Origin of the sequence: Acinetobacter sp. YH12227, from assembly GCF_013417785.1 — a bacterium.
Lineage (GTDB): Bacteria > Pseudomonadota > Gammaproteobacteria > Pseudomonadales > Moraxellaceae > Acinetobacter > Acinetobacter gandensis.
Genome location: NZ_VPDH01000008.1, coordinates 1 through 14,464 on the forward strand (window position 1 = coordinate 1; position 14,464 = coordinate 14,464).

General features: G+C 39.7%; 14 protein-coding genes and 1 pseudogene. 8 read left to right on the forward strand and 7 right to left on the reverse strand.

Annotation, left to right across the window (positions count from 1 at the left end; genetic code table 11):
- Nucleotides 1-445 precede the first annotated feature (445 nt).
- Nucleotides 446-1,474: a hypothetical protein gene (locus FTV09_RS02820; protein WP_180056648.1), complete on the reverse strand. Its 1,029-nt coding sequence runs from the start codon at nt 1,472-1,474 to the stop codon at nt 446-448.
- Nucleotides 1,475-1,594: 120 nt separating this feature from the next.
- Between FTV09_RS02820 and FTV09_RS02825 the strand changes: the two are divergent.
- Nucleotides 1,595-2,563, forward strand: a pseudogene (locus FTV09_RS02825) (MBL fold metallo-hydrolase).
- A gap of 272 nt (nt 2,564-2,835) precedes the next feature.
- Here the strand turns inward: FTV09_RS02825 and FTV09_RS02830 are convergent.
- On the reverse strand, nt 2,836-3,459 hold the full coding sequence (locus FTV09_RS02830) for a LysE family translocator (RefSeq protein ID WP_373687684.1): 624 nt from the start codon (nt 3,457-3,459) through the stop codon (nt 2,836-2,838).
- 173 nt (nt 3,460-3,632) lie between these two features.
- Here FTV09_RS02830 and FTV09_RS02835 point away from each other — a divergent pair, with 173 nt between their 5' ends.
- Complete coding sequence (locus FTV09_RS02835; RefSeq protein WP_180056650.1) at nt 3,633-4,088, forward strand: DIP1984 family protein; 456 nt, start codon at nt 3,633-3,635, stop codon at nt 4,086-4,088.
- 234 nt (nt 4,089-4,322) lie between these two features.
- Here the strand turns inward: FTV09_RS02835 and FTV09_RS02840 are convergent, their stop codons facing one another.
- Entirely contained in the window at nt 4,323-4,526 is a 204-nt protein-coding gene (locus FTV09_RS02840) for an NF038215 family lipoprotein (protein WP_067765027.1), read from the reverse strand.
- A 311-nt stretch (nt 4,527-4,837) separates the two neighbouring features.
- Between FTV09_RS02840 and FTV09_RS02845 the strand changes: the two genes are divergently transcribed.
- The 5 genes from FTV09_RS02845 (at nt 4,838) to FTV09_RS02865 (ending at nt 10,580) form a co-directional block, all read left to right on the forward strand.
- Nucleotides 4,838-5,386 (forward strand): TetR/AcrR family transcriptional regulator, encoded by a 549-nt coding sequence (locus FTV09_RS02845; protein WP_067764613.1) that lies wholly within the window; start codon nt 4,838-4,840, stop codon nt 5,384-5,386.
- 5 nt (nt 5,387-5,391) lie between these two features.
- Complete coding sequence (locus tag FTV09_RS02850) at nt 5,392-7,038, forward strand: MFS transporter (RefSeq protein ID WP_180056652.1); 1,647 nt, start codon at nt 5,392-5,394, stop codon at nt 7,036-7,038.
- Between the two features lie 86 nt (nt 7,039-7,124).
- Complete coding sequence (locus FTV09_RS02855; protein WP_180056698.1) at nt 7,125-8,228, forward strand: HlyD family secretion protein; 1,104 nt, start codon at nt 7,125-7,127, stop codon at nt 8,226-8,228.
- Nucleotides 8,229-8,456: 228 nt separating this feature from the next.
- On the forward strand, nt 8,457-9,329 hold the full coding sequence (locus tag FTV09_RS02860; protein WP_180056654.1) for a 1-aminocyclopropane-1-carboxylate deaminase/D-cysteine desulfhydrase: 873 nt from the start codon (nt 8,457-8,459) through the stop codon (nt 9,327-9,329).
- 51 nt (nt 9,330-9,380) lie between these two features.
- A complete protein-coding gene (locus FTV09_RS02865) occupies nt 9,381-10,580 on the forward strand; it encodes an NAD(P)/FAD-dependent oxidoreductase (RefSeq protein WP_180056656.1) in 1,200 nt (399 codons plus the stop codon).
- Between the two features lie 62 nt (nt 10,581-10,642).
- On the opposite strand, the gene FTV09_RS02870 is transcribed toward FTV09_RS02865, so the two are convergent.
- The 4 genes from FTV09_RS02870 to FTV09_RS02885 all read right to left on the reverse strand — a co-directional run bounded on the left by FTV09_RS02870 (nt 10,643) and on the right by FTV09_RS02885 (nt 13,485).
- Entirely contained in the window at nt 10,643-10,804 is a 162-nt protein-coding gene (locus FTV09_RS02870; protein WP_155857605.1) for a hypothetical protein, read from the reverse strand.
- Nucleotides 10,805-10,936: 132 nt separating this feature from the next.
- A complete protein-coding gene (locus FTV09_RS02875) occupies nt 10,937-11,122 on the reverse strand; it encodes a hypothetical protein (RefSeq protein ID WP_067764625.1) in 186 nt (61 codons plus the stop codon).
- Between the two features lie 66 nt (nt 11,123-11,188).
- Nucleotides 11,189-12,967: a mechanosensitive ion channel gene (locus FTV09_RS02880; protein ID WP_180056658.1), complete on the reverse strand. Its 1,779-nt coding sequence runs from the start codon at nt 12,965-12,967 to the stop codon at nt 11,189-11,191.
- A gap of 239 nt (nt 12,968-13,206) precedes the next feature.
- Complete coding sequence (locus FTV09_RS02885; protein ID WP_067764631.1) at nt 13,207-13,485, reverse strand: hypothetical protein; 279 nt, start codon at nt 13,483-13,485, stop codon at nt 13,207-13,209.
- A gap of 227 nt (nt 13,486-13,712) precedes the next feature.
- On the opposite strand from FTV09_RS02885, the gene FTV09_RS02890 reads away from it, so the two are divergent.
- Nucleotides 13,713-14,135, forward strand: a complete 423-nt coding sequence (locus tag FTV09_RS02890; protein WP_067764633.1) for a hypothetical protein — start codon at nt 13,713-13,715, stop codon at nt 14,133-14,135.
- The last annotated feature ends 329 nt before the right edge of the window (nt 14,136-14,464 follow it).

The window sequence follows — 14,464 nt, forward strand, 5'->3', positions numbered from 1 at the left end:
TTATTTGAACAATCTAAAATATTTGTATTACCTGAAAAAAGGCAAAGGCAATGTCCGCGAGTAGTGAAAATTAAAGCACAAAAATATCCAAGAAAATGCCAGTCAATTTCTTAACTGACTGGCATTACTACGAATGTAGGGGCTTTTTTTATTGGATTATTTCCCTCACCCTTGCGAAGCAGTGCTTCTCATCTCCCATAGGAAGAGGGAGAATCCATTATTAAATGAATTTAGTGATATTCCCTCTCCTTTTAGGAGAGGGTTAGGGAGAGGTAATATACATCACTGCCCTGCTCTACAATTCAAATTCAATTTTCATTGCGTAGGCATTACCTTACTTTTGAAAGATCAAAAGTAACAAAAATCTTTTGTTCACTTGATGATACGTCTCTGTACCACAAGTGAACGGCGACATCCATGTCGCCTAACCACTTATTAAATAAAGTTAAGGGTTCTGCTTTTTAATAACGTCTAACAGAGCTGAAGTCGATTTTAGAACTTCAGCATTTGCCTTAGCTTGTTCCTGAATTGAAATCGAATCTTCTTTTATCGCATCAAATAAGTTTTGACCAAAGTAACGCTTCGCCAGATCGGCTCTGATTTCATGTTGTTTGTCTTCAGGCAAATGGGTAAGAAATTCAGGTAAGGCTTCTAACTCCATATAAGTTTGATGTGCTTGTTCCGAAATTTTGCGGTAAAAGCTGATTTGCTTAAAACAATACGTAAATAAAGTTGCTATTAAAGCTAAAATCGTTAGCTTGATCATAAGTGCATTAGAAATATTTAAAGCATCAAAAAAATTATGAGCAAATAATTGACCCAACACCAAAGTTACCGAAAGACAAACAAGCAACATGATATATAACTCATACACTTCTACTGTTTTTTTATAATCCACATATTTTTGCTTATAGATTTCTTTCGTCTTTCTTGCAGAAGCCTCCCCCTTGTATAGCTTTAACTCGTTTATAAGTGTATTTACTTGTTCATTTTTTTCTTTAAAAGCAGGATTTAAATCACCAGAAATTTTTTGACTTAAAACGTCTAGTGATAAAACACTTAATTGAACAAAGTGTACAAATGATTCATAACTATTTTTAATAGCAATATCAATATTATGCAACAATGATACGCTACCGTCAGATTCATACAGATCACTTAATTCTTCGATATATGCTGATATGGCTCTTAGATGACTTCTCATGAAATCTTGTTCATTTGACGAAATACTCAAGAAATAACTTTTTTGTTCTTGCGTTAAAGTGCTTAGTCCTTTACGTAAATATTCATCTTTTACCTTAATATTATTAAAACTTTTTTTAATCTGTGCCCCATATACTTCATTATCAATAATTGGACTATTAGCCAAAGGCTGGGTAAATATTTTTCCTATTTCTAAATCAGTTTTTGTAGCCAAATAATCTACAATTCGGTCAATCTTAGATGATAGCCCCTCAAAAAATTTATTCTCCATACTTTCACCTAAGTAATTATAAAATTTGAATTTTAAGATTTACCATAATAGTGAAATTGTTATCAAAATACTATTATGCTAAAAATATCCCATTCCCTTTAAAACCAAAAAAAATAATCTATGAAAAAGTTCCCCCTACTCCTCGCACTTGCTCTAAGCACTACAACCCTTACCACCCAAGCTGCTGAACCAAACCCTATCCCAACACAAAAACAAGTTGCTGGCTACTACCATCACCAAATCGGCAATACCCAAATCACTGCGCTACTGGATGGTACAAACTATCTCAATCCATCATTATTTAAAGGCTTAAGCGACTTTGATAAAACAGAGATTTTAAAGAAATACGCTGCAATCAATGACAAAGGCATACAAACCTCAGTCAATGCCTTTCTTATTCATACAGGCAATAAACTCATTATGGTGGATAGCGGTGCTGCAAGCTGCTTTGGCACACATCTCGGTTCGATCTATAACAACTTGAAAGCATAAGGCTATCAGCCTACGCAAGTAAATGACATTTACCTGACCCACTTACACCCTGGCCATGTCTGTGGTATTTCAAACAACGGCGTAGCGAATTATCCAAATGCCGCGCTGCATATTTCAAAAACTGAATACGATTACTGGCTTAATCCGAATACAGTAAATACGCTACCGAAAGAAAACCAAGAAAAATTCTTAGCAACAGTTGAAAAAATTAAAGCAGCACTTGCACCGTATGAAAAAGCCAAACAGATTAAAGTCTTCTCAGATAAATCTTTACGCTTTGGTGATGTCGAATTTAAACCATCCTTTGGACATACACCGGGACATTACAGCTTTAAACTGAAAACAGAAGGCGCAGACGTTGTATTTATTGGTGATATCGTGCATTCACATTCATTGCAGTTTGAACAACCCAAAACCACTGTAGATTTTGATATTGATTCTAAAACAGCAGTAGAAACACGTCTTAAACACTTTTCAGAATACGCCAAAGAAGGTCAGCTCATAGCTGCACCGCATTTACCCTTCCCCGGCCTAGGTCATATTTATTCTAAAGATGGAAAAAGCTATCAATGGATTCCAGTTCATTTTAAAGATTGATAGAAAAAAACACGGTGTAAACCGTGCTTTTTCAATACAATAAAATCAAAACAATATAGATGATAAAAATGAAAAGATACTTCGCTCATACCATTTGTGCAGGCATCGGCATAAGTACACTTACTTATGCAGCCATGACACCTAATTTAAATTTACTTATAGTGGTATTTGCATGTGCTACGATTTTATTGAATTACCGTCTATTGATTCCCAATCATTTTACAGCTCAACGCCCATTAAAGCGGGCTAAAGCTAAATCACATTGATATCTACTATTTCATTCCAAAAATTAGCTTCAAACCTAACACGGTCATCACTGCCCCTGCTGCACGGTCAAAACCTGCCTTAAACTTCAAATACACTTTACGTGGTTTCTCCGCCGATAAAGCTACTGCCACCAAAGAACACCAACCTGCATCAATAAAAAAACACAGTACAGGCAAAACCACATAAAAATAGCTTGGTATTTCTTTGGGCAAAAGTGCAGTAAAAATACTGGCCAACACAATCGCAATTTTTGGGTTCGACAACTGTGTAATTAAGCCTGTGGTGAATGCACGGCGCAATGACATTTGCGAACTAACATCATCTCCTGCATCAATAGGCTCTTTGGCATGTTTAATAATTTTAAATGCCATCCACAGCAAATATAAACCGCCGCAAATCTTTAAAGCCAAATAGGCCGAAGGCACTGCCAATAAAAATGCCTGTAAACCAAGAACTGCAAGCAAACCAAAAATTGCTGCACCTGTTCCTGTGCCTAATGCAGTAAATAAACCGTGCTGACGTGAAATCGCAATTGAATTTTTCGCCACATATATTGACGTAGGCCCAGGACTCATTGCACCTAACATCAACGCAGCTGCAATTGAGCCCAATATCCAAAATGATTCCACAGTTACACCGCTTACATATAATTTCGAGGCAATTTTACCGAGAGAAACTCTGAATTTCTCCCTATAATTTGCAAGGAATCATTCAATTGACCAAATTTTTCACTAAAAAAGTATTGAATGACCGATGAAACCCAAGCATGATCAATGAAAGTACAGATAATAAAAGACTGAAGATGAAATTAGCTGAAGCCTTACTCTTACGTAGTGATCTACAAACCAAGCTTGCCTCACTACAACAACGCATCAATAACAACGTGCTTATACAAGAAGGAGATGTGCCGAGTGAAGATCCAAATGCATTAATTCAGGAAGCATTTGCAGTCAATACTGAGTTGTATGGTCTGATTGAAAAAATTCATGCCACCAATGCACAGGCAAAAACCAGTACAGGTCGTTCGATGCTTACTGTACTAAATGAACGGGATTTATTGACCCAACAACATCGGATATTGCAGCAAGCCATCGACAGCTCTCGTCGTGAAAATGGTCGTTATAGCTCAAGTGAAATTCGTTGGTTAAAAACCATTGCTGTGGCTGACTTACAAAAGCAAGCGGATGGTCTGAGCCAACAATTACGACAAAATAATTTAGAAATTCAGGCCTCTAATTGGAAAATTGACCTGATTTAAAGATTTGAACTTCGGTTCATACCAGTTCGGACATACTGGGCGAGTACAGAGCCTTTTTTTAATGTTTGTAAGGCTTTAATACAACAAACATCTATGCAGAAGTAAGACGTCTACTTCAAAACTTTACTGGTCTGACGTAGCACACTGCATCTGTGACACTTTACCCGTCACGTCTCACTACCATGTACTGACAGTATGTCCACTTTTTCTCATACTTTTAATTGCGTAGATATCTTAATCATCCGAAGCCGCAGCTTCATTTAAAGCGACATCTTCTTTAGGTATTTTATAGTCTTGCTCATACACAGGTACGCCGCCAATAATCATGGCACGATTATCTGTTTTCGGGCGATGCAGTTCATCAGTGGTATCACACCCCACCAAAGCTACACTGCCAAGCAATACTAGGGGCACGACCATCAGGGATAATTTGCTCATTTCCCAACCCTCCATTTTTATATTTATCATCGTTCTGATTTGAGCATAGCACTTTTGTATATCTTTTCATCATTTTTTTAATGGCATGAAGCTATTGAATTGTCAGCAAAAATGACGATTAAATAATCCATACAGCTGATTGGTTAAAGCAAATTAAGTCATTCATTTAATAAAAGATTGTTAACCCAAACACGCATTAGACCTGAGCTTTAGTTTTTTTATTTACAAAACTGCAATCTAAATTCATTTTACTTCGGACACTTTTGTCCGTTTAATGCGCGTATAAATATCAAACGATAATGAAAAAGATAATGTCTACACGCCAACAACTCGCTGCCCAAAATCGCGAAGAGCTGCTGAATGCTGCGATTCATGTATTTCGCATACATGGCATTAATGCGCCCTTGCAATTAATCATGGATCAAGCCAACGTTGGACGTGCAACCTTCTACCGTAACTTTAATGATCGTCGCGACTTGGTACTGGCCTTAATGGAAGATGCACTAAACCGCCTGGAAGCGAGAGCCAACAATTATGCCCAATTTGAAGATGGCTTTATTCGGCTGATACAAGACCATATTTATAATATCCCCTATCTCACAGCGCTCATGGAGTATTGGCGGGTCATCGACCGAGCAGATCCTGTGATGATCGAGATCTACCAGCGACGCGATGCGATATTGCAGCCACTGATTGATCAGTCGATTGCCAATGGTACCTGCCGCACTGACTTCAAAACTGCAGACTATTCCATGGTGACGTCCATCTTAAGATCCGCTTTACAAGGCCATACCGAAGCAGATCAAGAGAAACTGGCCAAACGTGCGGTTGAATTTTTACTCCATGGTATTTGTGGATAATACTTATGGCAGACCAACCACGTTTACTTGAACCTGCACCCGACTGGACAGCGGAGGAAAAACCAACGCTGCCCGGCTCCCCTGCAGCGATTGCTCATCCGACCTACAAGCGATATTTATATTTTTTTATTGGGTTGTTTGTTGCTATATCCGGTAGCTTAAGTAATGGTTTCATCACCGCAAATTTACCACTTTTACAAGGTGAATATGGCCTCACACCTGCCGAAACCGCGTGGATTCCTGCGGCTTATGTCATGGCCAATGTCAGTTCCAACCTGATTTTATTTAAAGCACGGCAGCAATACGGCCTCCGGCTTTTTTCAGAAATCGGCTTGGTGCTGTTTATTGGCGTGATGCTGCTACATCTGTTTGTACATACCTATGAAATGGCGATTTTTGCTCGTGTTATTAGTGGCTTATTGGCTGCTCCGCTAAGTTCGCTGGGTATGTATTACATAATGCAAGCATTTCGGCGGGCGCATTTTGGTCGTGCCATTTATATGGCACTGGGCTTTCAACAGCTCGGTATTCCGTTAGCATGGATCATGTCACCGTATCTGGTCGATGTGAACGACTGGCACATTTTCTATACTTTTGAACTCGGCTTAGCACTGTGCTGCCTCGCAATGGTGGTGTCACTCAAACTACCCCGCAGCCTCAGAATTGCAGTGTTCGAATATCAAGATTTATTTACTTTTGCGTTACTGGCTACCGGTTTCGCTTTGCTATGTATTGTGCTGACTCAAGGGCCTATTCAGTGGTGGTTTGAGGCTGACTGGCTAGCTTACTTGCTCATTGCTGCGTTTATTCTGATTGTCGTCGGTTTGACCTATGAACATTTTCGCGTTAACCCGCTGATTGTGACCCGTTGGCTTGGTACTTCCTCCACTGTGCGGTTTATTATCGGGGCATTTGCCATTCGCTTTTTAATGTCCGAACAAAGCTATGCTGCGGTGAATTTTCTGAAAACTATGGGTATGGGGCCAGATCAGTTTGTCTCATTTTATGTGGTGGTGTTAGTCGGGATTGTTTCAGGCACGGTATTCAGCGCCCTGACTTTTTCCAAAGAAAAAATGGTTTTTCATCTGCTCGGTGCCGTCATTCTTGTTCTATGTGCTTGTGCTTTGGACTATCACCTTACGAGTGATGTACGTCCACATGACTTTTATCGCAGTCAGTTTTTAGTCGGCTTTGCTAGTGGTATGTTTATTGGGCCATTGTTACTGACGGGTATTATTAGTGCCTTACAAAAAGGGCCATCACATATGGTCACGTTTATTGTGTTGTTCTCCGCAACACAAACCTTTGGCGGATTGGTTGGTTCATCGTTCTTTTCTACCTATCAACAAATGCGTACCCAAACCTATCAAGCGCAAATTTACAATGATTTATCTCAAACTACGCCACAGGTGGATCAACGTATACAAGTGCTCACGCAAAGTGCACATCAGTATTCACTCGATCCTACTCTTGATCATCAGCAAGCCATGCGTACTTTAAATCAAAGCATAGGCCGTGAAGCACAAGTTCGCGCTTATAACGATGTGATCTTTTTAAATGGTATTTTTGCTGTCTTACTACTGTTTTGGGGATTGTTTGTCATTGCGATCAATAAATATAAAACACGACGACAATTGAGCAATAGCAGTTAGCTAGAAATGAAATATTAACCATTACATAAATGAAGAAATTTGAAAATATTGAGAACAACATGAGCGAACAACAGCAAACACCCGATATGAATGAAGTCAAAAATGCTGCGGTAAATCCTGAAAATACTGTGCCGACACCAGCACCATCAAGTAAATTGATTTCAACAGGTAAACGTACCTTAATTTTAATGTTTATTGTGCTTTTGATTGGTATTGCACTGATACTTTGGGCATGGAAGCTCGGGCCATTTCACAGCAACATTCAATCGACTGAAAATAGCTATGTGAAAGGTAAAACCACCGTGCTATCGTCTCAGATTAATGGCTATGTTAAAGATGTATTAGTGACAGACTTCGATCATGTCAAAAAAGGTCAAGCCTTAATGCATATTGATGCCACCACATATGATCAAAAAGTAACGCAAGCAGAATCAGGCGTTGAACAAGCTGAAAACTCTTTGGCCAATCAAAGCCAAGCGATTGAACAACGTAAAGCAGATGTGAGTGCAGCAGAAGCCAAAGTAGATCAAGCTCAGGCAGCCTATGAGCTTGCTGTTGCACAGATGAACCGATACCAACAACTCGGTAACAGCGGTGCAGCTTCTAAAACAGAACAAGACAAAGCTGCTGCCGATGCAAAAAACAGCTTAGCCTTATTACATCAAGCTCAAGCCAATGTACTCGTTGCAAATCAAGCTCTAAAAACGGCACAAGTCGCAGCAACAGGACTTAAAGCGCAAGTAAATAGTGCTAAATCGCAGTTTGATCAAGCCGTCACCACGAAAGATTACAGCATTATTGTGGCGCCGATGGATGGACAACTGGGTGAAGTGAGTCCACGGATTGGCCAATATGTTGCTGCGGGTTCACAATTAATGTATTTAATTCCACAACAACGCTGGGTGACTGCCAATTTTAAAGAAACCCAAATTGCGGATATGCGTATTGGACAAAAAGCATGGTTCACCGTAGATGGAATGAAACATCAGAAATTTTACGGCAAAGTTGAGCAAATCTCCCCTGCTGCTGGCTCAGAATTTAGTGTATTAAAAGCGGATAATGCCACAGGTAACTTTACCAAAGTGGTGCAACGCATTGCAGTCAAAATTGCAATTGATCCCAACCAAGCCGGCCTAGAAAATTTAAGACCCGGCATGTCGGTCGTCACTTCGGTCGATGTCGCCAATTAAACAAAGAAATTTAAAAATGTTGGCTCAAATTGGAAGCGGATAAACAAGTAAATATGATTTCATTGTATTTAAAACTGATGTAAAACTTTGCGATTTTATTTATAGCCTGATTGTATGCAGTTTCTGACAAGCTCTATGTTTTGGTAACTTATATGAGGCTAGAGCACGCTATAATCGCTTTTCACACCACATTTGCTTTTATTAACAAGTTAAGGGATTGTCATTTCAATGTTTGAATCTATTGCCCAAGCCATTCCAACAGATACGATTGTTTATGGTGGCGTGGTCATTCAGATTAAACGCCTAGACTTAGTTCATCCACAGATCTCAGGCAACAAGTTTTTCAAGCTGAAATATAATTTTATTGAGGCGCAAAAGTTGGGCTTGCGCAAAGTCTTAAGCTTTGGTGGCGCTTATTCCAACCATATTGCAGCAACAGCCTTTGCAGCCTATCAGTTTGGTTTTGACAGCATCGGGATTATTCGTGGCGAAGAACTGGCTCACCAACCGCTAAATCCAACCTTAGCAACTGCACAGCACTTTGGTATGCAGTTGCAATTTGTCTCACGCCAGGCCTATCGAGAAAAAACCAATTCGGCATTTTTAGCCCAATTACAACAAGATTACCCTGCGCATTATCTAATTCCTGAAGGCGGCACCAATGCACTTGCAATACAAGGTTGCCAAGAAATTTTAACGGCTTCAGATTTAACCGATTATGATTTGATTTGCTGCGCTGTCGGCACAGGTGGCACCATTACAGGCTTAATTGAATCCAGTGCTAAACATCAACAGATTTTAGGATTTTCAGCATTGAAAGGCGATTTTCTACAGCGTGACGTAGCTCAGCTCACTTCAAAAACCAACTGGAACATTCTTGATGACTATTGCTGTGGAGGTTATGCCAAAACCAATGCGGCACTTTTAGATTTTATTCAGCATTTTGAGCAGCAATACAATATTCCCTTAGAACAGATTTATACCGGAAAAATGCTCATGGGCATCTTCGACATGATTGATCAAGGTCGAATCCAACCACAACAAAAATTGTTGGTCATACATAGCGGTGGATTACAGGGAAAATTGAAAGGTTCAACCTAAACGTGGAAAAGAGTATAATCCTGCGTCCTTTCTCCCACGCAGGAATATGCCATGTCCCAAAATCAATATGATGTCCTCATCTTAGGTGCAGGTGCATCCGGTTTAATGACGGCATATAAAGCAGCGCAACGTGGCCGCAGAGTTTTAGTGGTAGAGAAAGCCAATAAAGTCGGTAAGAAAATTTTGATGTCGGGTGGTGGTAAATGTAACTTCACCAACCTCTATGTCGAACCTGAAAATTATATTTCGCATAATCCACATTTTGTGATTTCTGCTTTGTCGCGCTACACCAATTGGGACTTCATTGGCATGGTCTGCGAGTACGGGATTGAGTATGAAGAGCGTAAACACGGTCAGCTGTTTACCCAAAATGGTGCAAAAGAAATTTTAGCCATGCTATTGGCAGAATGTGACAAAACAGGCTTGGTCGACATTAAAACCAGTTGTGAAGTGAAAACTGTCAATGCCATTGAAGATCATGGCTTTCAGGTCGCAACCACACTGGGTTATTTTGAAGCTGAATCTGTGGTGATCGCAAGTGGTGGTTTATCTATTCCAACCTTAGGTGGTTCAGGCATTGGCTATGAAATTGCCAAACAATTTGGCCATTCGGTTTATCCAACACGTGCTGGTCTTGTACCGTTTACCTTCTCCGATGGTTTCAAAGAAGTGACCACACGCCTCAGTGGTAATGCGGTTGAAGCGACGCTATCAAATGAATTAAACAGTTTTACTGAAGCCTTGCTGTTTACCCATCGTGGTTTAAGTGGCCCAAGTTCATTGCAATTATCAAATTATTGGGATGTCGGCCAGCGTTTCAATATTAACTTCCTCCCTGCCCTCGATGTATTGGCATTTTTGAAGGCTAAAAAAGTCAGTCAACCAAAAGTGTTATTACGTACCTTATTCAATGAACACTTACCAAAAAGCGTGGTAGTTGAATTACAAAGCCTGATTTGGGCAGAACAAGCTGAACTGGCGATTGGTAATATCAGTGACGAAAAACTTGAACACATTGCTGGTCGTTTAGAAAACTTTGAAGTAAAACCTTCGGGCACAGAAGGGTATCGTACGGCGGAAGTGACATTAGGTGGTGTCGATACAACTGAAGTTTCATCAAAAACCATGGAAAGTAAAAAGCAAAAAGGCCTGTACTTTATTGGTGAGGTTTTAGATGTGACCGGACATTTAGGTGGTTTCAACTTCCAGTGGGCCTGGGCATCGGCACATGCCGCTTCGGAATATGTATAAATTTGAAATATAAAAAGGGCTGAATTATTCAGCCCTTTTGTTATGAAATCAACCGAAATGGTTTATTCCAAATAATCAGTTTTAAACAATGAAACTGAACTTGAAGATAGACGTTCAATCGTCTCATCCATTTTTTCCACTGCTTCTGAAATGTGTTGTGGTTGTGAATGTACACTGTTTTTAAAAGTTAAAATAATTTGATTAAACATCGAAAATACCCCCATTTTTTTCATTCCTTTGCGCTAAGCATAAAAGCTATATATGACAGCCTTATGAATCCTAAGCTTTTATATTTTAAGTAATATTCCATATATCACTATTACTAAAAATACCAAATTATGAACAATTTTCAACCATTATTTTTCATCATCTTTCAAGTGATGACTAACACTTTTATCTAATGGTGCAGTCTTATTCTCTGTTTGCGCGGTATTGGTGCGTTTTGGCTTGGCAAAAATAAAGCGTCGAGCACTTGCCAAGAATCCAACTGTTATGCCTGCAATGATCACTGGGGCTAAGAATTTATTTGGAGCTTTCGCCATAATCATGTCCTTTCTTAAATCAAAATCGACCACAAAGCGTGGCCGATTTTATATGAAATAAACAGGTTAATTTGAGTCATCCGGTTTTGGAGGAGTTGATGGCGCTTGCACATCGACATCCTTCTCGGCTTCACCAGTAGAACCAAATGGATTGTTTTGTGGTTTTTGCACAGGATTTACATCCAACTGATCAGGCGTTGCCGTTTCTTTTTCACTTACACCTGGTGCTGCATGTTGAATATTTGGATATCCATCATTTTGATTCACCTCCTGTGTGCCCACAGTTGCTGCTGAAGGTGCTGCTTGAGCAGTGGATGATGGGGCCACAGATGAATTAAATGTCGTTTTTGCCTTTGCTTGCGCTTGAACCGGATTGGGCTCATTAGCTTCACGTTTCGCTTTATCCATTAAGTCTGAAAGTAAGCGTTCTGCTGGGTTTCGACCACCTAAACCAAAGGCCAAGGCAAATGCAACTGCGACTGCCCCAAGGGTTAAACCGAAGGCCAAATTCACGATCGAATCGGCAATACCCATGGCACGTAAACCCATGGCAACCACTAAGCCCATGATAAGGACACGGACAAGATTACCTAACCAACGTGAACTGTTATATTCGCCACGTTGCACCACGTTCGCCACAATATTTGCCAGCCAGAAACCAATCACCAATATGACTGCTCCTAACAAAATACTGGCACCAAACTGGATAAACATAGCAATCAAGCCACTAATTTGCTCAAAGCCTAAACGGTTTGCCGCTTCGGATACCGCAAACAACATGGTAAAAAATACAATCAGATAGCCAACAATATCGGATAACTTGGTTGTACCGAGAAAGCGCTGCACATCTAGTTTTGCAGGAACATTATCCACACCTGTACCTGCGATCACGTCTACCACCAAACGCGCAACAAAACGTGAAACCACATAAGCCAAAATTAAAATTAAGCCCGCTGCAATAATGTTTGGAATAGCGAACATGATTTCATGCAGCATCGCTGTTGCAGGCTGTGAAATTGCCTGTATACCAAGGGCTTCGAATGCAACGATTAATGCCGTAATAATAATGATGGCAAAAACAAAGTTACCTAACACTTGCGCAAGATTGGCGCTTTTAAACATGCCAATTTTTTCGGCCTGTTGTTGCAAACTCAAACTATTAATCAAACCTTCAACGATGCCACGTACAATCTTCGCCAAGATATAGCCAATGAAGACAATCACGCCCGCAATGAAGATATTCGGTAAGTATGAAACAACTTCTGTCACCATATTTTGAATTGGGAACAGTAAGCCATTCAGTCCGAGTATCGAAAGTACAATCGGGAGGAATAACAATAAGATGAGCCAGTAGATTATTTCGCTGATATTTTGACTGATTGGACTCACGCCGACATCCGCACTGAGCTTTTCATCCAATTGTGTTTTGTTCAGTAGTTTCTGTGAACCGACTTTGACCAAGTTGGCCACAATCCAGCCAATAAAACCTACGGCAACTGCTGCGAGTAATTGAGGAATGAACAGTAAGAATTGTTGAATCATATTACTAAATGGGCCGCTGACACTGGTCAGATTCAACACATTTAGTGCACCTATGACGGCGATGACCAAAATAATCCAGAACACCACTCTGGAGACGATATTTTCAATATTGGAGCGGTGACCCGTTGCACTCGAAAGCTTTTGATTGGTTCCCAGTTTTTGCAGGATTTTTTTCACCCCTGCTGCAACCAGTAACGCAATAATCCAACCAACCAGCAAAATTGCCACTGCACTGAGTATGGGATGAAACTGCTCCCAATAATACATGGCATTAAAACGACCATGACCGGTAAAATCATTCATTCTTTCGCCCTCATTGTTATTACGTCGTGTGTTGTTATATACGTGTTATTTGCGATTAATCATTGTTGTCTCAAATCGCAAGAATTTGATCTGTATGAAAAGATCAATCTACTTTTCCACCTTAGGTTTTGCTTGTTTTTTATTCAACACTTGTATGCACAACTCCAACAAATGCTCACAATTGAATGCAAAAAAGCCCTAGATAAAACTAGAGCTTTCTTTTGTTACAAATACCGTTGTTAATGATCAGTTGCAGTTGCGGTATTTGAGTCATTGGCAACCGCTTCATCCCCTGGTGCACCAGATGTCGTATCATTTGCAGTGGCTGTTTGTGCATTTGGCGCTGGATGATTCGGCGGTGCATCCGAAGCCGATGGCTTCATGTCTGCAAACATATAAAACAGTAATGCAATTAAAAAGATACCCACTAAAATCAGCATGTACACTGGAATACGTTTTTTTTGAGTGTTTTCTTCTGAACTGGTGGTATGGGGCGGTTTATTAAAGTCATGTGTCATGTTCGCCTCACTATTTTTGTCCTTTGTTGATTTTTTATACTATCAAGACTTTTTAACCGATTGTGTGAAGAACATTTGCATTAAGTGAAAACATGTAACTTGGACTGTAATTAAGCTCATAACTCATGATTAAAATATGCCCCAACATGGCATTCGACTAAATCGCTGCCTTTGCCGATGCAAATGAGCTATAATCATGCACCTTATTTTCACCTGTTATCAAATCTATGGCGTACCATCAACAAGGTGTAACGCTTGATCTTGACACTGACGTCACTCATCAATGTTCCCTTCATTACACTCGTGATCAGCATCTTATTGGCATTATTGAATTTAGTAAGCCAAGTTATGTACTGAAATGGGGAGATTTAGAGTATTTCCGTCGCCGTACGGAAGAGCTTTCTGTTATGCCATTTCCTGAATGCATCAATGCTATGGTCATTGATATTCGGAATATTGCCGCATTTTTAGATAATGAAGTTCCGATTATTCCATGGCGTTTACTTGAAGAAGAATGTCCTATACGTTTGGTTGTACCCCAAGATCGTCTTGAACACTATGCTGGCCTATTTGAACCCACTTGGCTAACCTCAGATGTAGATACAGCTATACAGGAAATCCGTGAATTTATGGACATGTTTGTGCATTAATTTGGATATTCAACTAAAGTCGAATGCTAAAAACCTCCACTTGGAGGTTTTTTTATTGCTAAATAATTAAACAATATTTTTTGATAAAGAAATATTTACTATAAATTTTCAACCGCTTATAAATTAAATATAGCCCACTCAGCCGCATAAGGGGTAGATTGAATTGGTAACAATTCAGTAATACATAATGCTTGAGCCATGCTCAATTTATCCCCTAAGATGTAGAAAATGATCTGTTTTTATTGTTGCAACATTCTTAAAAACAACGCAATAAAATCAAAAGATTAATAAGATCATAAAAAGTGGATATTAAATCAGGGTACAAGGAG

Excerpts from the sequence above, each read along its gene's own strand:
- FTV09_RS02840 (WP_067765027.1), bottom strand. The coding sequence starts at position 4,526 with ATGAGCAAATTATCCCTGATGGTCGTGCCCCTAGTATTGCTTGGCAGT.
- FTV09_RS02860 (WP_180056654.1), top strand. The coding sequence starts at position 8,457 with ATGTTTGAATCTATTGCCCAAGCCATTCCAACAGATACGATTGTTTAT.
- FTV09_RS02835 (WP_180056650.1), top strand. The coding sequence starts at position 3,633 with ATGAAATTAGCTGAAGCCTTACTCTTACGTAGTGATCTACAAACCAAG.
- FTV09_RS02850 (WP_180056652.1), top strand. The coding sequence starts at position 5,392 with ATGGCAGACCAACCACGTTTACTTGAACCTGCACCCGACTGGACAGCG.
- FTV09_RS02885 (WP_067764631.1), bottom strand. The coding sequence starts at position 13,485 with ATGACACATGACTTTAATAAACCGCCCCATACCACCAGTTCAGAAGAA.
- FTV09_RS02875 (WP_067764625.1), bottom strand. The coding sequence starts at position 11,122 with ATGGCGAAAGCTCCAAATAAATTCTTAGCCCCAGTGATCATTGCAGGC.
- FTV09_RS02890 (WP_067764633.1), top strand. The coding sequence starts at position 13,713 with ATGGCGTACCATCAACAAGGTGTAACGCTTGATCTTGACACTGACGTC.
- FTV09_RS02865 (WP_180056656.1), top strand. The coding sequence starts at position 9,381 with ATGTCCCAAAATCAATATGATGTCCTCATCTTAGGTGCAGGTGCATCC.
- FTV09_RS02845 (WP_067764613.1), top strand. The coding sequence starts at position 4,838 with ATGTCTACACGCCAACAACTCGCTGCCCAAAATCGCGAAGAGCTGCTG.
- FTV09_RS02870 (WP_155857605.1), bottom strand. The coding sequence starts at position 10,804 with ATGGGGGTATTTTCGATGTTTAATCAAATTATTTTAACTTTTAAAAAC.
- FTV09_RS02880 (WP_180056658.1), bottom strand. The coding sequence starts at position 12,967 with ATGAATGATTTTACCGGTCATGGTCGTTTTAATGCCATGTATTATTGG.
- FTV09_RS02820 (WP_180056648.1), bottom strand. The coding sequence starts at position 1,474 with ATGGAGAATAAATTTTTTGAGGGGCTATCATCTAAGATTGACCGAATT.
- FTV09_RS02855 (WP_180056698.1), top strand. The coding sequence starts at position 7,125 with ATGAATGAAGTCAAAAATGCTGCGGTAAATCCTGAAAATACTGTGCCG.